The sequence below is a fragment of the Pseudomonas sp. R62 genome, from assembly GCF_000257605.1.
Taxonomy (GTDB): domain Bacteria; phylum Pseudomonadota; class Gammaproteobacteria; order Pseudomonadales; family Pseudomonadaceae; genus Aquipseudomonas; species Aquipseudomonas atacamensis.
Genome location: NZ_JH635998.1, coordinates 3,731,836 through 3,753,531 on the forward strand (window position 1 = coordinate 3,731,836; position 21,696 = coordinate 3,753,531).

Annotated in this window: 20 protein-coding genes and 1 pseudogene; 12 read left to right on the forward strand and 9 right to left on the reverse strand. The window is 57.9% G+C overall.

Annotated elements, in window-relative coordinates:
- The first annotated feature begins 330 nt into the window (after window positions 1-330).
- The gene (locus OQK_RS17760) at window positions 331-657 is read left to right on the forward strand and encodes a DUF2025 family protein (protein WP_016773567.1); all 327 of its coding nucleotides are present in this window, start codon (window positions 331-333) and stop codon (window positions 655-657) included.
- Window positions 658-805: 148 nt separating this feature from the next.
- Here OQK_RS17760 and OQK_RS17765 read toward each other — a convergent pair whose 3' ends face one another.
- From OQK_RS17765 to OQK_RS17775, 3 genes are all read right to left on the reverse strand, one after another.
- A complete protein-coding gene (locus OQK_RS17765; RefSeq protein ID WP_016773568.1) occupies window positions 806-1,510 on the reverse strand; it encodes a CTP synthase C-terminal region-related (seleno)protein in 705 nt (234 codons plus the stop codon).
- 99 nt (window positions 1,511-1,609) lie between these two features.
- Window positions 1,610-2,929 carry a methyl-accepting chemotaxis protein gene (locus OQK_RS17770; RefSeq protein WP_016773569.1) on the reverse strand — a complete coding sequence of 440 codons (1,320 nt, stop codon included), beginning with the start codon at window positions 2,927-2,929 and terminating at the stop codon, window positions 1,610-1,612.
- Between the two features lie 232 nt (window positions 2,930-3,161).
- Window positions 3,162-3,770: a TetR/AcrR family transcriptional regulator gene (locus OQK_RS17775; protein ID WP_016773570.1), complete on the reverse strand. Its 609-nt coding sequence runs from the start codon at window positions 3,768-3,770 to the stop codon at window positions 3,162-3,164.
- Window positions 3,771-3,981: 211 nt separating this feature from the next.
- On the opposite strand from OQK_RS17775, the gene OQK_RS17780 reads away from it, so the two are divergent.
- Window positions 3,982-5,037 carry an MBL fold metallo-hydrolase gene (locus OQK_RS17780; protein WP_016773571.1) on the forward strand — a complete coding sequence of 352 codons (1,056 nt, stop codon included), beginning with the start codon at window positions 3,982-3,984 and terminating at the stop codon, window positions 5,035-5,037.
- 37 nt (window positions 5,038-5,074) lie between these two features.
- Here the strand turns inward: OQK_RS17780 and OQK_RS17785 are convergent, their stop codons facing one another.
- Together OQK_RS17785 and OQK_RS17790 are read right to left on the reverse strand one after the other, a co-directional pair.
- Window positions 5,075-5,392, reverse strand: coding sequence for a hypothetical protein (locus tag OQK_RS17785; protein WP_016773572.1), 318 nt, complete (start codon window positions 5,390-5,392; stop codon window positions 5,075-5,077).
- Between the two features lie 93 nt (window positions 5,393-5,485).
- Window positions 5,486-6,253: an AraC family transcriptional regulator gene (locus OQK_RS17790; protein ID WP_016773573.1), complete on the reverse strand. Its 768-nt coding sequence runs from the start codon at window positions 6,251-6,253 to the stop codon at window positions 5,486-5,488.
- A 109-nt stretch (window positions 6,254-6,362) separates the two neighbouring features.
- Here OQK_RS17790 and OQK_RS17795 point away from each other — a divergent pair, with 109 nt between their 5' ends.
- The 3 genes from OQK_RS17795 (at window position 6,363) to OQK_RS17805 (ending at window position 9,732) form a co-directional block, all read left to right on the forward strand.
- Window positions 6,363-7,178 (forward strand): sulfite exporter TauE/SafE family protein, encoded by an 816-nt coding sequence (locus OQK_RS17795; protein ID WP_016773574.1) that lies wholly within the window; start codon window positions 6,363-6,365, stop codon window positions 7,176-7,178.
- Entirely contained in the window at window positions 7,166-8,416 is a 1,251-nt protein-coding gene (locus OQK_RS17800) for a hypothetical protein (protein WP_238537202.1), read from the forward strand. The genes OQK_RS17795 and OQK_RS17800 overlap by 13 nt, the downstream gene beginning before the upstream one ends.
- Window positions 8,417-8,541: 125 nt before the next feature.
- The gene (locus tag OQK_RS17805; RefSeq protein ID WP_016773576.1) at window positions 8,542-9,732 is read left to right on the forward strand and encodes a hypothetical protein; all 1,191 of its coding nucleotides are present in this window, start codon (window positions 8,542-8,544) and stop codon (window positions 9,730-9,732) included.
- Between the two features lie 3 nt (window positions 9,733-9,735).
- Here OQK_RS17805 and OQK_RS17810 read toward each other — a convergent pair whose 3' ends face one another.
- The 4 genes from OQK_RS17810 to OQK_RS17825 form a co-directional block, all read right to left on the reverse strand.
- Window positions 9,736-10,722, reverse strand: a complete 987-nt coding sequence (locus OQK_RS17810; protein WP_016773577.1) for a hypothetical protein — start codon at window positions 10,720-10,722, stop codon at window positions 9,736-9,738.
- Between the two features lie 251 nt (window positions 10,723-10,973).
- Window positions 10,974-11,687, reverse strand: a complete 714-nt coding sequence (locus tag OQK_RS17815; RefSeq protein ID WP_016773578.1) for an HNH endonuclease — start codon at window positions 11,685-11,687, stop codon at window positions 10,974-10,976.
- 226 nt (window positions 11,688-11,913) lie between these two features.
- The gene (locus OQK_RS17820) at window positions 11,914-13,164 is read right to left on the reverse strand and encodes a ribonucleotide-diphosphate reductase subunit beta (protein WP_016773579.1); all 1,251 of its coding nucleotides are present in this window, start codon (window positions 13,162-13,164) and stop codon (window positions 11,914-11,916) included.
- A gap of 550 nt (window positions 13,165-13,714) precedes the next feature.
- Window positions 13,715-13,975 carry a DUF2790 domain-containing protein gene (locus OQK_RS17825; RefSeq protein WP_016773580.1) on the reverse strand — a complete coding sequence of 87 codons (261 nt, stop codon included), beginning with the start codon at window positions 13,973-13,975 and terminating at the stop codon, window positions 13,715-13,717.
- 423 nt (window positions 13,976-14,398) lie between these two features.
- Between OQK_RS17825 and acs the strand changes: the two genes are divergently transcribed.
- The 7 genes and pseudogenes from acs to OQK_RS17860 all read left to right on the forward strand — a co-directional run.
- Window positions 14,399-16,354, forward strand: coding sequence for an acetate--CoA ligase (gene acs / locus OQK_RS17830; RefSeq protein WP_016773581.1), 1,956 nt, complete (start codon window positions 14,399-14,401; stop codon window positions 16,352-16,354).
- Between the two features lie 694 nt (window positions 16,355-17,048).
- Window positions 17,049-17,822 (forward strand): ABC transporter substrate-binding protein, encoded by a 774-nt coding sequence (locus tag OQK_RS17835; RefSeq protein ID WP_016773582.1) that lies wholly within the window; start codon window positions 17,049-17,051, stop codon window positions 17,820-17,822.
- 91 nt (window positions 17,823-17,913) lie between these two features.
- Window positions 17,914-18,603: an ABC transporter permease gene (locus tag OQK_RS17840; RefSeq protein WP_016773583.1), complete on the forward strand. Its 690-nt coding sequence runs from the start codon at window positions 17,914-17,916 to the stop codon at window positions 18,601-18,603.
- Window positions 18,600-19,298: an ABC transporter permease gene (locus OQK_RS17845; RefSeq protein WP_016773584.1), complete on the forward strand. Its 699-nt coding sequence runs from the start codon at window positions 18,600-18,602 to the stop codon at window positions 19,296-19,298. Before OQK_RS17840 ends, OQK_RS17845 begins: the two co-directional genes overlap by 4 nt.
- A 1-nt stretch (window position 19,299) precedes the next feature.
- Window positions 19,300-20,412 (forward strand): succinylglutamate desuccinylase/aspartoacylase family protein, encoded by a 1,113-nt coding sequence (locus OQK_RS17850; RefSeq protein ID WP_016773585.1) that lies wholly within the window; start codon window positions 19,300-19,302, stop codon window positions 20,410-20,412.
- Between the two features lie 23 nt (window positions 20,413-20,435).
- A complete protein-coding gene (locus OQK_RS17855) occupies window positions 20,436-21,200 on the forward strand; it encodes an ABC transporter ATP-binding protein (RefSeq protein WP_003227281.1) in 765 nt (254 codons plus the stop codon).
- 250 nt (window positions 21,201-21,450) lie between these two features.
- Window positions 21,451-21,696 (forward strand): annotated as a pseudogene (locus OQK_RS17860) (AraC family transcriptional regulator); the annotation flags it as partial.

A 21,696-nucleotide genomic window follows, 5' to 3' on the forward strand; every position in this document is an offset into this window, starting at 1 on the left:
CCATGGGCGGCAGCGATTGCCTTGGGCTCCGGGTGGCTGGCGGCATGCGCCTGACCGAGGCCGAACAACAGACTCAGCACCAAAGCGCTTCGGGTAAAAGTGGCAGGCATGGTCGAGTTCCTTTCGCAGGTTTTTTTCGAGACGTACCTTTTAACAATTGACGCGCCGCAGGGCTATCGCCAGACCGACATAAACCGCGCAAAACGGAAATTTCCTGCACTTTTGTGGCGCTGTTTGCAGTACGCTTGCCCTCGGCTGACGCCCCGGCAGAGGGCGCGCCGCTACATTGCCCTGCGTGTAAACCATCGATCATCTTTCGTGAGGTTTACCATGCGCATCACCTCCCAACTCATCTGCCAGGCTGCCGACGATCTCAAAGGCTTCGTCGGCCTCAACCGCAAGACCGGCCAGTACATCGTGCGCTTCAGCGAAGATTCGTTCGGCATGGACGTGGCCGACGACGGCATCATCCCGGCCAGTGAATTCGTCTGGGCGACGGCGTCGGACACCACCATGACCCTCAAGCGCGAATTGATTCAGTTGCTGCTCGATCAACACATCGACGACCGGATCAACATCACCGAACCGTTACGGGTTTACATGAGCAAGGTTGAAGTGCCGGAGATTTTTGCGGTGCGGAGTCTGGTGCGCGGTTGAGGTATTGCAGTGTGGTTGCGGGCCTCTTCGCGAGCAGGCTCGCTCCCACAAGGATTTCGTGAACGCCACAGATCCAATGTGGGAGCGAGCCTGCTCGCGAAGGCGGCGTTGTGGGCGCCGCCAACCTCAATGGCCGAATGCATAACGCTCAATCCCGCAATCCGCAGGCTTCGATAAATGCGCGAACCAGCGGTGGCATTTTTCCTTTTAGTGCGGCGCGTTCCGGCTGGAACAGCGTGGCGACGAAAAACGGATGTTTTTTCAATTCGATAGCGCGCAGATCCCCCTCCGAATCACGGCCTACCGCTTGTAGCTGATCGCTCATCAAATGCTGTTCGAACTGCGGATTCACGCCGTAGCGGCAGCGATAGCCTTCTTCAATTTCAGACTTTTCGTACGCCTTGGCGATCAACGAGCCGGGCTGGAGGTGAATGACGTCGATGGCTTCAACCAGCGAGCAGCTCAGCGGCGTGAGCACAGCGCGTTCGGATTCTGGCGAGGTTTCCCCATGCTCGGCGTCGGCCCAGCCCAGCACATTGCGCGAATATTCCAGAATCGCGTGCTGAAAACCGCCACAGGTGCCGAGGAAAGGTCGCCCTTGCTCGCGGGCAAAGCGGATGGCGCGTAGCGCACCGTCTTCACTTTTATAAGGGCTGGCGGGTACACACCAGAACCCATCGAATTGAGTCAGCGCAGTGTCGGTGCCGATCTCTTCAGTGGCCAGCCACTCGAACTGCACGGTGCGTTGCAGGTGTTCGGCGACCAGGCCGAGTGCAACCGGGATCGCTTGATGAGCGGTAACTTGGGGGTCGTAATCGCCAACCAGGGCGATGCGGACGGCGCGATTTTCCATGGGATTTCCCTGCGCTTGCTGATGGATGGCAGTCACTATAGATCGCGTGATTGCCATCCCACTATCCCGAGTTTCACCTGGTGACTGGGACTACCGCCATTACCCCGGCACCCGCTCATTGGCAAACATGCTCACCGCATCCACCGCCTCACTGGCGCCATCGCGAATCTGCAGAATCACCGTGCCGGCCTGATTGGCCAGTTCCACGCCTTCTGCGGCGCGGTCGCGGGTGCCTTGCATGCTTTTGATCGCCTGCCGTGTTTCGCTCTGGATCAGACTGATCATGGTGGAGATCTCCGCGGTGGAACCGCTGGTGCGCGCCGCCAGTTGCCGTACTTCATCGGCCACCACGGCAAAGCCGCGGCCCTGTTCACCGGCGCGCGCGGCTTCGATGGCGGCGTTGAGGGCGAGCAGGTTGGTCTGATCGGCGATCGCGCGGATGGTGTTGACGATGGCGGTGATTTGCTCGGAGCGGTCGCCCAGTTGCGCGATCAGCGTTGAGGACTGGCTGATGTCCTCGGCGATTTCGCGCATTTCGCTGGCAGCCTGTTGAATCACCTGCGTACCTTGCTCGGCGACTTTTCGCGTCGCTACCGAGATGTGATAAGCGGTGCTGGCACTGCGCGCGTCCTGTTCGTGTTGCTCGACACGGGCGGTAACGTCAGACGCGAACTTCACGACTTTGTACAAACGCCCCGAAGCGTCGTAGACCGGGTTGTAGTTGGCCTCCAGCCAGACGATCTGACCGCGTTTATCCACGCGCTCGAACTGCCCGTGGAAGAACTCGCCCTGATTCAGGCGCCGCCAGAAATCCTGATAGGCGCCGCTGTTGACCAGCGCCGGGGTGCAGAACAAGCGGTGATGCTGGCCCTTGAGCTCTGCGAGGCTGTAACCCATGCGCGTGAGAAAATTCTGGTTGGCGGTAAGAATATTGCCGTCGAGATCGAACTCGATCACCGCCATCGCGCGATCGATCGCCTGCAGCTTGGCGTTGGCCTCGTTCTCCTGCTGCACCTTGGCGGTGACATCCATCGCGTACTTGACCACTTTGATCACCCGTCCCGACGCATCCTTGATCGGGTTGTAACTGGCCTCGAGCCAGATCGGCTGGCCTTTGCTGTTGACCCGTTCAAAGGTGCCGGACTGGAACTGACCGTTTTTCAGGCGTGACCACAGCTCGGTGTATTGGACACTGCGCCCGAATTCCGGCGTGCAGAAATGCCGGTGCGGCTGGCCGATCGCCTGGGCAGCCGTGTAACCCATGGTCTTGAGGAAATTGTCATTGGCACGCAACACCACGCCATCAAGATCGAACTCGATCACCGCCATCGAACGGTTGATCGCTTCGAGCATTGCAGCCTGGTCAAAAACGGTGTGTTGCAGTTCAGCGAGGGCGGCTTTCTGGCGATTGAAGAACATGCTTGCGATACTCGGGAAGTGGGGAAAATCAAAAGGATTCAGTCCCTATTCCTGCGCCGGCAGACCGAAATGCACGGACGGCATTCGGTGGTGACTGCTCAATGCCAGCGTTCCGTTACTGGCAGATGGCTACTTATACAAAACTTAATAAAGTTGTACAAGGAAGGAATTTTTCACGAGTTTGTATAACTTTTTGCGAAATTAGTTGTACGCGGCTCGCCGCGCCAGTGATTCACCGCTGATACAGTGCCAGGAACATCTCCAGCGCCGACTCGGCAACTGCATTCTGCGCGTCTGGATCAAGGGCCGCGCGACCCAGCGAGATCTGCGGCCAGAACGCGAATGCCTTGAGCAAACCTTGTACTTGATGCGCGGCAAATTCTGGATCCACCGGTTTGAGCCGTCCGTCGGCTTGTGCTGCGCGTATCCAGACGGTCAGGCCTTCCTCGCGCTCGCCCATGCGCTCGATCATGTTCTGCGCACGTTCGGGGGAATGAATGGTTGCGGCAATCGCCACCCGGGCGAGGGTGAGAAAATTCTCGTCAGCCATCATCTGCACTTTTTCTCGCAGCATCAGGCGCAGCTGCTCATGCAGCGGTTGCTCGCGGTCGTAGCTCACCGACGGCTCGGCAATGATCCGTGCCCACAACTGATTAAGGATCTCGGCGAACAGCTCTTCCTTGCTCGGAAAGTGGTTGTACACCGTCCGCTTCGACACCCCCGCCGTGGCGGCGATCTTGTCCATGCTGGTGATTTCGAACCCGTGGGCACGGAATTCGGCGATCGCCGCCTGGATGATGGCTTCGCGTTTGCGGTCGGTGAGGCGTTGTGGAGCGGTCATGAGCGGACTTCAGTAGAGAAGAAAGGAAATTACACTCGGCAGTTTACTTGGCGCCGGCTTTGATGCAACCTAGAAACTACACCGCTCAGTGTAATGTTGCGTTAATCCTCGCACCTTACAAATCAGAGCGTTTGGCCTTTGCGTGTAGCTTGGCCATTTTCATTTCCCGTGGAATACCGTGCAGCACACGGTTTTTCGGAGTCGTTCAGTCATGGCCAATCCAGTCTCTCTCCCGGATAACACTCCCACGCCTGAAGCCTCGCGCCAGGATCAAGGGCTGTTTCGCAATCATGCGCCGGTGCAGCGCGAAGGGGTACGCAAAATGCTGCGGATCATGTGGAACATGATTTTCCACAAACCGCGCGACACCCGTCCGAGCGCCGCCATTCCTGTGCAACCGTTGACCCGTGAAGATCTGCTCGCAGCGCCCAATCACAGCGTTTACCGCTTGGGGCACTCGACGCTGTTGCTGAAGCTGCGTGACAAATTCTGGATCACCGATCCGGTCTTCGCCGAGCGCGCCTCGCCAGTGCAATGGGCTGGCCCGAAACGCTTTCACCAACCACCGATCAGCATCGACGAACTGCCGCCGATCGAAGCGGTGATCCTCTCCCACAATCATTACGACCATCTCGACTACGAAGCGGTACTCAAACTCGCCAACAAAACCACGCACTTCCTGACCCCGCTGGGCGTGGGCGACACCCTGATCAAATGGGGCATCGACGCCAGCAAGGTGCGCCAGTACGACTGGTGGCAGGGCACCGAAATCGCCGGTATCCGCTTCATCGCCACCCCATCGCAGCACTTCTCCGGCCGTGGCCTGTTCGACGGCAACAGCACGCTGTGGGCGTCATGGGTGATGATCGACGCCGACACACGAATCTTCTTCAGCGGCGACAGCGGTTACTTCGACGGCTTCAAACGCATCGGCGAACAATACGGCCCGTTCGACCTGACCCTGATGGAAACCGGCGCCTACAACGTCGAATGGCCCCACGTGCACATGCAACCGGAAGAAACCCTGCAAGCCCACATCGACCTCAAGGGCCGCTGGCTCTTCCCGATCCACAACGGCACCTTCGACCTGGCCATGCACGCCTGGCATGAACCTTTTGACCGCATCCTTGCGCTTGCATGGGAACGCAGTATTGCGATTACCACACCGCGGATGGGGGAGGCGTTCAACATTGCGCATCCACAACGGGGGAGTGCGTGGTGGATGGCGGTTGAAGAGGAGAGTGATGCGGTGGTACAGAACGCATGAATCCGTTCAGTTGGTGAGGGGTGTCCCCCTCGCCAGCTTAATCAGCCATCGCATAATCCCCACGCCCCACCGATTCCCCCGCCATACCCTGGGCCCTGACACCGCGCCCCGGTGCAAACCCCGGGAAGAACACCAACCCCTGCGCTTCAAACCGATAAGCCAGTGCCAGCCTTGCGGCGTCCGCTACGTCCTGCTGCGCTTCGAACCGCTGGATATCTGCCACCGCCACCTCGGCCTCGCGCGACAGTTGTTCAACGCTCCAGCCCAGCATGGCGCGGGCCTGGACGCAGTGGGTCGGAGTGAACTGGAAAAGGGCAATGCGTTCGAGGACGTGGTTCATCGCAAGAGAGGCCATGGTGTGCTCCGGGCTCAAAAGTGCTGATTGAAAATTTACTGTGTTTTTGTACAGTTGTTTTCGGCCGGGATCAAACGCATTTTTCGAATTTGCCTAGTTCGTCGGCTCCAACCAGACGGACGGTGCCTGTCCCAGCACACGCCGAAACATCGTCGAAAACGCCGCCGGGCTCTCGTAGCCGAAGTCCAGAGCAATCCGCGTCACCGCTTCCCCCGCCGCCAACCGTGCCAACGCCTGCACGACGCACGCCTGCTGGCGCCACTGACGAAAGCTGAGCCCGGTCTGCTGCCGAAACAATCTGTTAAAGGTACGCAAGCTTATGTGTAACTGGTCCGCCCAATGCTGCGGGGATTGATGGGTGTTGGGCATGTTCAGAAAGGTCTGACACAGACTGAGGAGCTTTCCTTCGGTGGGCATAGGAATGTGTAGGGGAAGGGGCGCACTGCGTGTCAGTTCATGCAACAGCAAGTTGATCAGCACACCATCACGTCCGGCCTGGTCGTACATCAGCGGCACGTCCACCGCCTCCATGAGCAAATGCCGCAGCAGCGCCGACACGTTGAGCACTTGGCACTTCGGGCCCAAATCCACCGTGCAGGGTTCGATGTAGAGGCTGCGCGTGCTCACCCCTAGCATCAATACTTCGTGGGCGACTCCCGGCGGAATCCACACTGCACGCTGCGGCGGCACCACCCAGTTGCCGCTCTGAGTACTGACCCGCATTACACCAGTGGCGCCGTAGAGCAATTGCCCACGTCGATGCGTATGAAACGGGAGTAGGTGGCCGTGGGAATAATCGGTACCGATGGCCACGACCGGGCGAGGCGTGTCATCAAGCTGATTGATCGAAATATTGCGCATCAGGCGAGTTCCAGCGATTGGCGTAAACGCGAACATTATTGGCCCAACTGCTGAAGCCGGCCAATGCCTGCCGCACTAATGTCACGGCTCCCAGTTCTGGACGCTCACCATGTTCTACCTCCTGCTTACATTGTTCGGCTGCCTCACCGGCATCAGCGCCGTGCTCTTCGGTTTCGGCGGCGGCTTCGTCATCGTGCCGCTGCTCTATCGCATGCTCACCGCCAGCCACGCAGCCGACGACCCCATCGCGCAATCGGCCATGCACATCGCCGTGGCCACCTCGACCTGCGTGATGATCGTCAACGCCCTCATCGCCACGCGCAAACACCAGCGCGCGGGCAATCTGCTCCGGGACTACCTCTGGCCATTGGGCGGGTTTATCGGCGTGGGCGCGGTCGTCGGTGCCATCGCTGCGATGTGGGTCAGCGGCCAAGTGATCCGCTACGCCTTCATCACCTATCTGGGCGTGACCATCGTCGATTGCCTGCTGCGCCGAGGATTTCTCACACAGTCCCAAACCACATTCCCACGGCGACTGACCTCAACAGAAACATCCGCCGGCGGCGTAGGCATCGGCGCCATCGCGACGTTCCTCGGCGTAGGAGGAAGCGTCATGACCGTGCCGCTGCTGCGCCGTTGCGGGTTGAGCATGTCGCAAGCCACATCGCTGGCCAATCCGCTCAGCGTGCCGGTAGCGTTGGCCGGCACACTGACGTACATGGCGCTGGCCGGTTTCACCGGGGCTGATCTGGGCGTTTGGTATATCGGGTATGTCGATGTGCTGGCGTTTGCGCTGCTGACGGTTGGCTCGTTGCTGGGGATCAGATTGGCTGCGCGATGGATTGGGCGGATACCGGATCGGCTGCATGCGCGCGTGTACATCGGTTTACTTATGGTGGTGATGATCAGCATGTGCTTGAGCTGAGCGCGACGGCGCTCGATTCCAGCGCGCAAGCTCGCCATAATCCGCAGCTACTTTCGCTGGCAGTTGCTCGCTTATTCAAGGATGAAGTGATGTACCGAGGACTGTTACGTCTTTTTGCGGTTTTTCTTCTAACGGGTTTTTTTGTCTCGACGGCAACTTGGGCCGAGACCGGCGCGCAGTTGTTCACCGGCACGTTGGGTAAATCGTCTATCGTCCTCGAAATAAATCCTCGTACCGGAGAGGGACGTTACTTTTACAAGAAGTACCGCAAGGATCTACCACTCGACGGTGCTCTGGACGGGGAAACGCTTGTGCTGGAAGAAGGCTCGCGGATAGACGACTCACGCCCGACCTTGCGTCTGCGGCCGACAACTGATGGTTGGTATGGCGAGTGGACGAGCACCGCTGGGAAAAGCCTGAAGATCAAGTTACAGCCAGCCGTCATCCCCGATGTAGCGGGTGATGCCTTGCCCTTTTTCACCACACTTCACGACAAGTACCCTTATGAATACCTGCGGCTGCAGGGCGTCACACTCAAAAAAGGCAACATCGACACCTTCATGGGCTACACGCTGCAGTGGTGGAGCGAGCCGAAGACAGGCACTTCTCTGTTTGAAGTGGTCTCGGGTTATTCCCTTGAAGAGCGTCGACGCATCAACCAACAATTGATGGCGCGTTTGTGGAGCGAGGTATTGTCGTCTTATGGATGTTCAGGCAGTTACGCGCAGTCGAGCCAACCACTGTGGATGTCGTCAACAGTGATGAGTGTTCTGATTTCATCAGATTATTTCTGCGGCGGTGCCTATCCGGATCAAAGCCAGGATGCGCTCAACTTCGACACTAAAACAGGCAGACTCCTGACCCTAGATGATGTTTTGTGGGTGGGGCAGGGCAAGCCATTGCATTTTCAACGAGAGGGCGACTTCGGCGGGGAGGCGTCCGGCTCGTCTGATTCCTGGTCTAACTACCGCAGTGAGGAACTGGCACCCTGGCTGGTCGCGCAGTTGCTGAAACTCTACTCCAGTGAAATGACCGTTACCCCCGAAGGTGAAAACGACTGCAACTACGACGAGAGTTATCCCTGGCAATTTCCCGGTTGGCACTTCACGGAACTGGGCATCAAGCTCGAGCCATCATTTCCCCACGTCGCGGCGGTCTGCGGATTCGTCGACTGGAGCGTTCTGCCGTACACAATCGTCAAACAACATCCGGGCGGGGTTGCACTGCAACTGCCTTGATGTCGCGTTTACTTTCATGCGCAGCCCCTCGATTCCCGACCACAACCCCGCCATAATCGCCGCGAATTTATCCGCGCCGGCCCTCAAATGCCGGCGCGACCTCTGACTCTTTCAAGGAACGATCAATGCTCAAGGGACTGATGCGCCTGGCGCCATGCGCTGCTGTGCTGTTCTCGCTGATTCCAAGTGTCCACGCCTATGATGGCCGACGCGTGTTCACCGGCACGTTGGGCAAAATGCCGATCGTCGTAGAGCTCAATATCACGCAGCAGGACGAAGTAACCGGTCGGTACTTCTACGAAAAATACCGTCGTGATTTGCCGCTCAGTGGCGCGTTGCAGAACAGCACGCTGACCTTGACCGAGGGCAATAATCGCTATGGTGACGACAAGCCGCTGTCAACGTTGGAACTTGAAGAAACCGGCAGCGGCTGGCAGGGCGAATGGAAAAGTCCGCAGGGCAAGAAGCTGCCAGTGAAACTCATCGAGGCCAGACTTACCGCCCCCACCTCATCAACTTTGCCGTTCATTGCCGCGTTGCCTTACAGCGAGCCTTACGAGTATTTGCGCCTGCAGGGACTCAAACTGAAACCGGCGAAGAAAGAAAACTTCATGGGCTACGACCTGCAATGGTGGACAGAGCCTGAGACAAAGATTTCCCTGTTCAGCGTGGAGTCCGGATTGTCGAAAGATGATCAGCAACGGGTTAACCAGCAGTTGCTTGGACGCCTCTGGAATGAAGTCATCAGTTACCACGGCTGCCAGCTGCAGGGCGGCGAAAACGTCGAATTTATACAACAGGTGCAACCGAAAATGATCTCGCCAGCCGTGGTCAGCCTGAACATCTCGACCAGCTATTACTGCGGCGGCGCGCATCCAGACTTCGGCGATTCACCGCTCAACATTGACGTTAAAACCGGCCACCCGCTGTCCCTCGAAGATGTGCTGTGGGTCGGTGAGGGCAAACCACTTTTACATGCCGAACGCGACAGCTTGGGCGACGAACCTCTGAGCAAGGACGAAAGTAACGCGCGCTATCAGTACGTAAGTAAAGAGTTGGTGCCTTGGGTGATCAAACAATTCACGACCCTGTACCCCAATGAAATGAAGACACCGACGGGAGATGACGACTGCAACTTCCAGGACGAAAGCATCTGGGGGACTTCACCTTGGTACTTCACCGAGAAGGGCTTGTACCTCGGCGCGTACTTCGCTCGCGTGCAACGCTCTTGCGATAGACCTGACTGGTCGATCCTGCCGTACTCCCTAGTCAAACAACACCCTGGCGCCGTAAAACTGCAACTGCCCCAAGGCTAGCCATCACTCCAACCCCGGCGCTTCACGGATAATGAAGTGATCCAGGTTCTCGATATTGGCATTGAAGACCTCGAAAGGTTTTTCGGGGTTCTTCTTGCCGGGCACCTGCTTCAACTCCGGCGTCACCCCATAGAAGAAACAGAACAACGCCTTGTCGCTATCCACCGCGTGCTTGATCTCTTCCAGAAACGCCTTGCGCTTGCGGTAGTTGTCGATCAGCTTCTTGTTCAGATAAACGCTGACCGGATACGGCTTCTTCTTGCTGTCTTCGGGCTTCTTGAACCAGACCTTGTCCTCGAAATCGATACGAAAACTGGCGCTGTGGAAGTCCTCGATCTTCTTGATCCGCCCCCAGTAAATCAGCCCCTTGTTGTCCGTCAGATACTCGATCTTCTTGAAGAACGAACTGTACGGCGCCGTATGCTCGCCAATCTTCAACGGCATGCGCTTGAGCAACTCCTTGTCGGCGAAGTTGGAAACAAAACACTCCACCGGATGCGCAAACACACTGGTCTTGTCCGGCGCCGACTCACGACTCGCTGACTCCTTACCACTGTCTGCCACCATCCGAACCGGATCATCGCGCAACACATCCGCCGCCCCCGCTGGCGTGACAGGCTTGCGTACATACTCACGCCGGGTCAGCAATAACTCCGACGGAAAATGCTCCTCCCGCCCGTCATCCACCTCGCCATCCGCCGTCTCAACGCCAGACGCCGACGCCCTCAAACTCACATACGGACAACCCGCCACATGCTGCGTAGTCGGCAGATTCTTGAAATGCGGCGTGCGCACGTAATTCACGTTCTTGGCGTTGAACGTACCCAACTCATTGGGAGCCTCAAACGCTGAACGACAAGCATCGTTGGGGCACTGGAAGTGTTCCTTCGCCGAGTCAAACGCCACCGTCTCATCGAAATTGAGATCGCGAACGTCATAGATCGACAACTTGTCGTCGAGGCTGAGGCAGTAGGCGAGATCGAATTTCATGGTGGGGGCTCGGATCCTTGAGTGAGGGAGGGGTATTAATAGCGGGCGGCGGGGTAGGTTGCACTGATTGTTTTCAGGATGATGCGGGATTTGTGGGAGGTAGCCTGCTGGCGACTGGTGGGATCAACCTAATCTTGAATCCAGACATCCACCCAGCAGCAACACATTGAATTGTGGTGAGGGGATTTATCCCCGATGGGCAGCGAAGCTGCCCCAAATCCAGCAAATGAGGTTAGCCAGACAAACTGCAATTATTCCTTTTCCAGTCTTCCAACATTGTCATAAAGCCAAGCAGTGAATTCAGCTCTGTCGTCCGAATGGTGGCAACGTTGGTGACAGTTGGGACATAACGCCACAACATTCGTGTCAAGGTCCGAACCCTTTTGCGACAGGTGCTTGACGTGATGCACTTCTAAAAACGGTTTCCCATCCTTTTCAAATGGCGCTGCTTTGCCACAACCTTCGCACTTGCCATCGGCTTGCTGACGAACCCAGCCCCTCAATTCAGGATCGCGAAAGTAAACCTTTCTAGTGGACGTCGTTTGGATAGGTGTTTTTATTCCTTTGGGGACGTAGTCAAATTGCTTTCGCTCAAATTTAGCCGCGCGTTGCTCGAGCAATGCTTCGTCCGCCGTTGGATTGGAATCTTCAAGTGTCAGAACGGTAGAAGCATCAAGTGCCTTACGGATGCTGCGCGCTACATTCGCGCCAACATTCTTGGCAGGTTTGTAGCCTTCAATACGCTTTCTATCCATTTCGACCAACACGGTAGAAATGTTCTGCATCCGGAACTCGACAGAGCCTTTAGTCCGACCGGCTAACGGGCCTTCGCGCAGGATGCGATTCTCCTCAGTCTTGACGAATTTCTGGCCGCTCTGCTCGCGTACAAGCATCTTCAGATAGGCATCAACTGCCGCCTGAATCTCGACCTCACTCCAATCGCTATTACTTTTTTCCGTGTCCATAAAATCGCCGAGGGTTGAAAACCCTCGGACGATACTGAGTGGCCATCACTGCTGTCTAGGAAATTTCCTACGAGGAAAAGCGACTGATCCTGCCAAATCCTACCAATGCATCGTTAACCTAATTACCGCTTTGCACCCATAAAAAAGCCCCGATCAGATCGGGGCTTTTTGCTTTCTCGACTCGCCGACTCAAACCGCAATCTTCAAATCGTGCCGAGCGAGACTATTAGTCCCAGCTCAACGCACCACCAGTTTGGTATTCGATCACGCGAGTCTCAAAGAAATTCTTCTCTTTCTTCAAGTCCATAATCTCGCTCATCCAAGGGAACGGATTAGTAGTCCCTGGATACTCTTCCTTCAAACCAATCTGCGACAAACGACGGTTAGCAATGAACTTCAGGTAGTCCTCCATCATCGCCGCGTTCATACCCAACACCCCGCGAGGCATGGTGTCACGCGCGTATTCGATCTCCAGCTGCGTACCCTGCAGGATCATCTGGGTCGCTTCTTCCTTCATCTCAGCATCCCACAAGTGTGGGTTTTCGATTTTGATCTGGTTGATCACGTCGATGCCGAAGTTCAGGTGCATGGATTCGTCGCGCAGGATGTATTGGAACTGCTCGGCGACGCCGGTCATTTTGTTACGGCGGCCCATGGAGAGGATCTGGGTGAAGCCGCAGTAGAAGAAGATGCCTTCCAGAACGCAGTAGTAGGCGATCAGGTTGCGCAGCAACTCTTTGTCGGTTTCCGGGGTGCCGGTTTCGAACTTTGGATCGGAGATCGAACGGGTGTACTTCAGGCCCCAGGCTGCTTTTTTCGCGACCGATGGGATCTCGTGGTACATGTTGAAGATTTCGCCTTCATCCATGGCCAGCGATTCGATGCAGTACTGGTAGGCGTGGGTGTGGATCGCTTCTTCGAAAGCCTGGCGCAGGATGTACTGGCGGCATTCCGGGTTGGTGATCAAACGGTACACGGCCAGCACCAGGTTGTTGGCAACCAGGGAGTCGGCGGTGGAGAAGAAGCCGAGGTTGCGCATGACGATGCGGCGCTCGTCGTCGGTCAGGCCTTCCGGGTTTTTCCAGAGGGCGATGTCGGCGGTCATGTTGACTTCTTGCGGCATCCAGTGGTTTGCGCAACCGTCCAGATACTTCTGCCAGGCCCAGTCGTACTTGAATGGCACGAGTTGGTTGAGGTCGGCGCGGCAGTTGATCATGCGCTTTTCGTCAACGGCGACACGGGCGGAGGCGCCTTCGAGTTCGGCGAGGCCTTCGGCGACGTCGAGGGAGTTCAGTGCAGCCTTGGCGCGGGCCACGGCGGCCGAGTCGTCGGCGGTGACGGCGCGGGCTTCCAGCGCGGCGGCGCCGCCAGCGTTGTCGAGGCGGTCCATGTTGGCTTCGCTTGCGTGGCCGGCGTTGGCGCCTTTCACGGTTGCGACTTCACTGTCTTCTTTATCGAATTCGTCCCAGCTCAGCATGACGTGTCGTCTCCTGCGTGAGGGCTTGTGCCCGTGTGAAACCTGAAGGGTTGGTTTTTCACACGGCCAAACAAGCCGCGTTGGATGTCGTTTTTTGCAGCGCTGCACGCAGGCAAATAAACAGAAATTTTGACGGGTTCCGAGAGCCTCTGATGGGCGCAATCAGCGTCTGGCACTGTTGCGGGGCTTCAGAATGGCTTTTGCTCCCTGTAAGGGAATATTGCTGACCCGTATAGGGCGGCATTATAGGGAAATTTTTACCGGCGTGGTGCGGCGAATCGGCTCATGGCGAGGCCGAGGAGGGGGTGGATTTCGGTCCGACCGAGGGATTACAGGGCTTTGCGCGGAATCGACCCGAGCAGATTTTTTTTCGTTAATTTTTTGGCAGGTGTTTTTTTGTTTAAAAAATAGCCAGAAAAGCAGGTTTTTCACTATATCTAGTGTTTTGCAAGCCTTTTTCGCGGCTCCAGACACAACTGAGCCCGACCGAAGCCGGGCTGGAATCGACCGTCAATGTAGCGTTGAGCGATCCGATTCGGTGCAGTCTGATTCAGTTCGTGCAGCCGTTGCCCATGATGCTGTAGCGCAGGATGTGGCGTTGGCCTTTGGAGTCGTCGTATTCCATTTTTGCCGGTACAACTTCACAGACATTTGGAATTTCGCTCATCGATACAACTTTGGCGATGTCCAGATGTGTGGAGTAAGTGTATTCCTCGATGACCGGTTGTTGCTGTGCGACATCAGTCGGGACCTCGTCTGCCATGGCGGTTGCGCACAGACTGCTGAGGGCCAGAACCAATAAAGCTTTCATTTCTAATTCACCTTTTTGAGGTCGAGTGGGGTCACGCAACCTTTTTAGGGTTGCGTGTGGAGCTTGAGTATTTGATGCGTTAATTGGAGAGCTGGATTAACGGCCTTCGTGGGGGCTGTAACGTTGTTAATCGCGGTTGCCTTGTTGGCGAGGTGAATTTTAGGGCGGTGGGGTGTCGGTAAACAGGGGCGGTTTTGATAAACACTTTTGATAGATTTGGTAACAATCGATTGAGGTCTTGATGTCTGGCCGGATGGGATTTGCCTGACGGACCGCGTTGACTGCATCGCTGGCAAGCCAGCTCCCACATGGAATGCGGACATTTTGTAGGGGCTTGTTACTACCATCGTCGAATGGTTCTATGGCCCCCACCCGGCTACAACGGGGTCATACAAAAACAACTATTACACCGAGGTAGGAAAGATGAGTGCGGCTTCTCTGTATCCCGTTCGTCCCGAGGTTCTGGCAAACACGCTGACTGACGAGGCGACCTACAAAGCCATGTACCAGCAGTCGGTCGTCAACCCTGACGGCTTCTGGCGCGAGCAAGCCAAGCGTCTGGACTGGATCAAGCCTTTCACCACGGTGAAGCAGACGTCGTTCGACGATCACCATGTCGACATCAAGTGGTTTGCCGACGGCACCCTGAACGTTTCCTACAACTGCCTCGACCGTCATCTGGCCGAGCGCGGCGACCAAGTCGCGATCATCTGGGAAGGCGACGATCCTTCCGAAAGCCGCAACATCACCTACCGCGAACTGCACGAGCAAGTGTGCAAACTGGCCAACGCCCTGCGTGGTCAGGACGTGCACCGTGGCGACGTGGTGACCATTTACATGCCGATGATTCCCGAAGCCGTGGTCGCCATGCTGGCCTGCACCCGGATCGGCGCGATTCACTCGGTGGTGTTCGGCGGTTTCTCGCCGGAAGCCCTGGCCGGTCGCATCATCGATTGCCGTTCGAAAGTGGTGATCACCGCTGACGAGGGTATTCGCGCCGGCAAGAAGATTTCCCTCAAGGCCAACGTCGACGACGCGCTGACCAACCCGGAAACCAGCAGCATCCAGAAAGTCATCGTGTGCAAGCGTACCGGTGGCGACATCAAGTGGAACCAGCATCGCGACATCTGGTACGAAGACCTGATGAAGGTCGCAGGCACTGTTTGCGCGCCGAAAGAGATGGGCGCCGAAGAAGCATTGTTCATCCTTTATACCTCCGGCTCCACCGGCAAGCCGAAGGGCGTGCAGCACACCACCGGCGGTTATCTGCTGTATGCGGCGATGACCCACGAACGCGTGTTCGACTACCGTCCAGGCGAAATCTACTGGTGCACCGCCGACGTCGGCTGGGTTACCGGCCACAGTTACATCGTCTACGGCCCGCTGGCCAACGGCGCGACCACCGTGCTGTTCGAAGGTGTGCCGAACTACCCGGACATCACCCGGGTGGCGAAGATCATCGACAAGCACAAGGTCAACATCCTCTACACCGCGCCGACCGCGATCCGCGCGATGATGGCCTCGGGTCAGGCGGCGGTTGAAGGCGCCGATGGCAGCAGCCTGCGCCTGCTCGGTTCGGTCGGTGAGCCGATCAACCCGGAAGCCTGGGACTGGTACTACAAGAATGTCGGCAAGTCGCGTTGCCCGATCGTCGATACGTGGTGGCAGACCGAGACTGGCGGCAACATGATGAGCCCGCTGCCGGGTGCTCACGCGCTGAAGCCCGGTTCGGCGGCGCGTCCGTTCTTCGGTGTGGTGCCGGCGCTGGTCGACAACCTCGGCAACATCATCGAGGGCGAGGCCGAAGGCAATCTGGTGATTCTCGATTCGTGGCCGGGTCAGGCGCGTACGCTGTACGGCGATCACGATCGTTTCGTCGATACCTACTTCAAGACCTTCCGTGGCATGTACTTCACCGGTGACGGCGCGCGTCGCGATGCCGACGGTTACTACTGGATCACCGGGCGCGTGGACGACGTGCTCAACGTGTCCGGGCACCGCATGGGCACCGCCGAGATCGAGAGCGCGATGGTCGCGCATCCGAAGGTGGCCGAAGCTGCGGTGGTGGGCGTGCCGCATGACATCAAGGGGCAGGGCATCTATGTCTATGTGACCTTGAAGAATGGCGAGGAACCGACCGAGCAACTGCGTCTGGAGCTGAAGAACTGGGTGCGCAAGGAGATCGGCCCGATTGCTTCGCCGGACGTGATCCAGTGGGCGCCGGGGCTGCCGAAGACCCGTTCGGGCAAGATCATGCGCCGCATCCTGCGCAAGATCGCCACGGCGGAATACGATGGCTTGGGCGATATCTCGACCCTGGCGGATCCGGGTGTGGTGCAGCATTTGATTGATACGCACAAGACCATGAATGTTGCTTAAGCGTTAGAAGCATAGGAGCCCTGTCCGGTGATGCCGGATGGGGCTTTTTTGTGTCTGGTGGATTTGTGTCGATCGGGCTGGCCGCTTCGCGAGCAGGCTCGCTCCCACAAGGAAACGGGCGCATTTCAAATGTGGGAGCGAGCCTGCTCGCGAAGGCGATCTGTCAGACACCGCAGTAGTCAGCTGTAGGAAACCGCAACACCCCAACCAATAATTATCGATCTGCACCGTCAGGCCTTTCCCGCTGTTACCCGCCACAACCCAATGTGTAACCGCCCGCGCCAAACCGGGGCGAAGGGAAACGCGGTGCGCCGTTTTAGAGCCGCCAAAGCCCCGCGGAAAAATAAGACATAACGCTGCGCTTGCCGGATTAGAAGGGTTTGCGAATAATGGGCCCGCAACTTGCAATATGTATCGGTTCACTGTCTTTTGCTCTTGCATGAAATTGCAGGGCTGTCAATGAGCTCAAACCGCTTTCTCGGTGCATCTGTAATTAGTTGTCGCATTGAAGAAATATCGGCTTCGGGCCTGTCGTTAGAATGCCGATCACTCGCTCATCGTGGCTGACGTTGAAATCGCCTGCGGTTTCAACGGGAAATTTCCGCCGATGCGCAACCGATTTCCGATTCACCCATTCGCATATTGGGCTGTCGCTCACTCTGCCGTTTTTGCCCTTTACCGATGGAGTCCCAAGATGAAGAAACTTGTGCTGCTTGGCGCCCTGGCACTGTCCGTGCTGTCGCTGAATGCCGTCGCTGACGAAAAACCTGTGAAGATCGGCATCGAAGCGGCTTACCCTCCATTCGCTTCGAAAGCACCGGACGGCAGCATCGTCGGTTTCGACTACGACATCGGCAACGCGCTGTGCGAAGAAATGAAGGTCAAGTGTGTGTGGGTCGAGCAAGAGTTCGACGGTCTGATCCCGGCTCTGAAAGTGCGCAAGATCGACGCGATCCTGTCGTCGATGTCGATCACCGAAGATCGCAAGAAGTCGGTCGACTTCACCAACAAGTACTACAACACCCCGGCGCGTCTGGTCATGAAGGCCGGCACTCAGGTCAGCGAAGATCTGGCTGAACTGAAGGGCAAGAACATCGGCGTACAGCGTGGCTCGATCCACGAGCGTTTCGCCCGCGAAGTTCTGGCTCCATTGGGCGCCGAGATCAAGCCGTACGGCTCGCAGAACGAAATCTACCTCGACGTGGCTGCCGGTCGCCTCGACGGTACCGTGGCTGACGCCACCCTGCTCGATGACGGTTTCCTGAAAACCGACGCCGGCAAAGGCTTCGCATTCGTTGGCCCGGCCTTCACCGACGTCAAATACTTCGGCGACGGCGTAGGTATCGCAGTGCGCAAGGGCGACGCCCTGAAAGACAAGATCAACACGGCCATCGCGGCCATCCGCGAAAACGGCAAATACAAAGCAATCCAGGACAAGTACTTCGCCTTCGATATCTACGGCAAGTAAGACGTCTCTGCGACAAGTCCGAAATGGCGCAAGCAACAGAATCTCTGCGGTTTGCGCCATTTTTTCATCCCAACTTTCGAGGACCTGAATCATGTTGAAAGGCTACGGGGCTGTCATCCTCGATGGCGCATGGCTGACGCTTCAGCTCGCCTTGTCGTCCATGGCTCTGGCCATCGTTCTCGGGCTGATCGGTGTCGCGTTGCGCCTGTCGCCGGTGCGCTGGCTGGCGTGGCTGGGCGACCTGTATTCGACGGTGATCCGCGGCATTCCCGATCTGGTGCTGATCCTGCTGATCTTCTACGGCGGTCAGGACCTGCTCAACCGCGTTGCGCCAATGCTTGGCTATGACGACTACATCGATCTGAATCCTTTGGCCGCCGGTATCGGTACCCTCGGTTTCATCTTCGGTGCGTACCTTTCGGAGACGTTCCGGGGGGCGTTCATGGCGATTCCCAAGGGCCAGGCCGAAGCGGGCATGGCGTACGGCATGAGCAGTTTTCAGGTGTTCTTCCGGGTGATGGTGCCGCAGATGATTCGCCTGGCAATTCCCGGCTTCACCAACAACTGGCTGGTACTGACCAAGGCCACCGCGCTGATTTCCGTAGTCGGTCTGCAAGACATGATGTTCAAGGCCAAGCAGGCGGCGGATGCCACGCGCGAGCCTTTCACCTTCTTCCTCGCAGTGGCGGCGATGTACCTGGTGATCACCAGTGTTTCGTTGCTGGCATTGCGTCACCTTGAGAAGCGCTACTCGGTAGGCGTAAGGGCGGCTGATCTATGATCTTCGACTACAACGTCATCTGGGAGGCACTGCCGCTGTACTTCGGCGGCCTGCTGACCACCCTCAAACTGCTCGCGCTGTCGCTGTTCTTCGGCTTGCTCGCGGCGTTGCCCCTGGGGCTGATGCGCGTCTCGAAAAACCCGCTCGTCAACGGCGCCGCGTGGCTGTACACCTACGTGATCCGTGGCACGCCGATGCTGGTTCAGCTGTTCCTGATCTACTACGGTCTGGCCCAGTTCGAAGCAGTGCGCGAAAGCTTCTTGTGGCCGTGGCTGTCGAGCGCGACGTTCTGTGCGTGTCTGGCTTTTGCGATCAACACCAGCGCCTACACCGCGGAAATCATCGCCGGCAGCCTCAAGGCTACGCCGAACGGTGAGATCGAAGCGGCCAAGGCCATGGGCATGTCGCGCTTCAAACTGTACAAGCGCATTCTGCTGCCGTCGGCCCTGCGCCGCGCGCTGCCGCAGTACAGCAACGAAGTGATCATGATGCTGCAGACCACCAGTCTGGCGTCGATCGTGACGCTGATCGACATTACTGGCGCGGCACGAACCGTCAACGCGCAGTTCTACCTGCCGTTCGAGGCGTACATCACTGCTGGCGTGTTCTACCTGTGCCTGACCTTCATTCTGGTCAAGCTGTTCAAACTGGCCGAGCGTCGCTGGTTGAGCTACCTCGCGCCACGGAAGCACTGATATGCAACGCATCGACCACGTATTGCCGTGGAGCCACCTGGGCAGCGAGCGCAAAGTCTCGGTTTTCCGTTTCGGTAGCGGCGAGCGCAAGGCCTACATCCAGGCCAGCCTGCACGCCGACGAACTGCCGGGCATGCGCACCGCCTGGGAGCTGAAAAAGCGCCTCGGCGAACTCGAAGCCCAGGGCTTGCTCAACGGTGTGATCGAGCTGGTGCCGGTGGCCAATCCTCTGGGTCTCGGGCAATTGCTGCAAGGCAATTTCCAGGGCCGTTTCGAGGCGGGCAGCGGCAAGAATTTCAACCGTGACTTCGTCGAGCTCAGCGCGCCGGTAGCGGCGGCACTGGGCGACAGGCTCGGCGATGATCCGCATGCCAACGTGCGCCTCATCCGTCAGGCAATGGCCGACCACCTGGCCGGATTGCCCGAAGCGAGCAGCCAGTTGCAAGGCATGCAGCGTGTGCTGCTCAGCCACGCCTGCACCGCCGACGTGGTTCTGGATCTGCACTGCGATGCCGAAGCCGCGCTGCACATGTATGCGCTGCCGCAGCATTGGCCGCAGTGGCGTTCGCTGTCGGCGCACCTGAACGTCAAGGTCGGTTTGCTCGCGGAAGATTCCGGCGGCAGCTCCTTCGATGAAGCCTGCTCGCTTCCGTGGCTGCGCCTGTCGCGGCAGTTCCCCGACGCGCAGATTCCGTTGGCATGCCTGGCGACGACCATCGAGCTGGGCGGGCAGGCCGACACTGGCCGCGTCGAAGCTGAGGCTTATGCCGAAGGCATTCTCGCGTTTCTCGCCGAGCAGGGCCTGATCACTGGCGAGTGGCCAAATCCGGCCTTCGAACCGTGCGAAGGCATGCCGTTCGAAGGCACTGAATTGCTGTTTGCGCCGCACCCCGGTGTGGTGAGTTTTTCCCGCAAGCCCGGCGAATGGGTCGAGGCGGGCGACGAAATTTTTCAAGTGATCGACCCTGTGTCCGATCGGGTCAGCACGGTATGTGCTGGTACGTCCGGGGTGCTGTTTGCCATTGAACGGCTGCGCTATGCCCAACCCGGTTTCTGGCTGGCCAAGGTGGCGGGGCGCGAAGCGCTGCGTCACGGGCGCTTGCTCAACGACTGACTGTTTTTGTGAGAACCGACCGCATGTACAAACTTGAAGTCCAAGACCTGCATAAACGCTATGGCAGTCACGAAGTGCTCAAGGGCGTGTCTCTGAAAGCCGCCGCCGGCGATGTGATCAGCATCATCGGCTCCAGTGGCTCCGGCAAAAGTACTTTCCTGCGTTGCATCAACCTGCTCGAGCAGCCGCACGCCGGCAAGATTCTGCTCAACAACGAAGAGCTGAAACTGGTGGCGAACAAGGACGGCGCGCTGAAAGCGGCTGACCCCAAGCAGCTGCAGCGCATGCGTTCGCGCCTGTCGATGGTGTTCCAGCATTTCAACCTGTGGTCGCACATGACCGCACTGGAAAACATCATGGAAGCGCCGGTGCACGTGCTCGGCGTATCCAAGGCCGAAGCCCGCGAGAAAGCCGAGCACTACCTGAACAAGGTTGGCGTGGCCCATCGTAAGGATGCATTCCCTGGGCATATGTCCGGCGGCGAGCAGCAGCGTGTGGCGATTGCCCGTGCGCTGGCGATGGAGCCGGAAGTGATGCTGTTCGACGAACCGACCTCGGCCCTCGACCCGGAGCTGGTCGGCGACGTGCTGAAAGTCATGCAGGCGCTGGCGCAGGAAGGCCGCACCATGGTCGTGGTGACCCACGAAATGGGCTTCGCCCGTGAAGTGTCGAACCAGTTGGTGTTCTTGCACAAAGGCGTCGTCGAAGAAAGCGGCAACCCGCGCGAAGTGCTGGTCAATCCGCAGTCTGAGCGTTTGCAGCAGTTCCTGTCGGGCAGCCTGAAATAAATCAGGGCTGCCGTTGTGCACCAGATTAGGTCATGCTTCGCGATCTTCTGGCTGGCTCAGATCCCCTGTGGGAGCGAGCCTGCTCGCGAAAGCGGTAGAACAGCCAGCAATTATGTTGACTGGTACACCGCCTTCGCGAGCAGGCTCGCTCCCACATTCTGATCTTCACCGGTTTCAGGATTTGTATTCATTTCCGGGCTAGCATTGGCCCATGCCTTCATCACCGTTGTTCGTTTCGGATTGCCCGCCCATGACTGCCCATCGAATTGGTTTCCTGATTTGGCCCAGCACTAAAGCGTTGACGCTGGCGCTGGCGGAGGAGGCCTTGCGTGTTGCGCAGCGGGTGCACCCGGACGTGGTTTACGAACTGTCGTTCTTGCAGGCCGAGCCGCAGAGCGAAGGGGCCTGGCAATTGCCAGGCGAACCCTGGGCCGGCAAGCTTGAGAACTTCCAGAAACTGTTCCTGCTCGCCGACGAGCCGCCGACCACCCTGGCG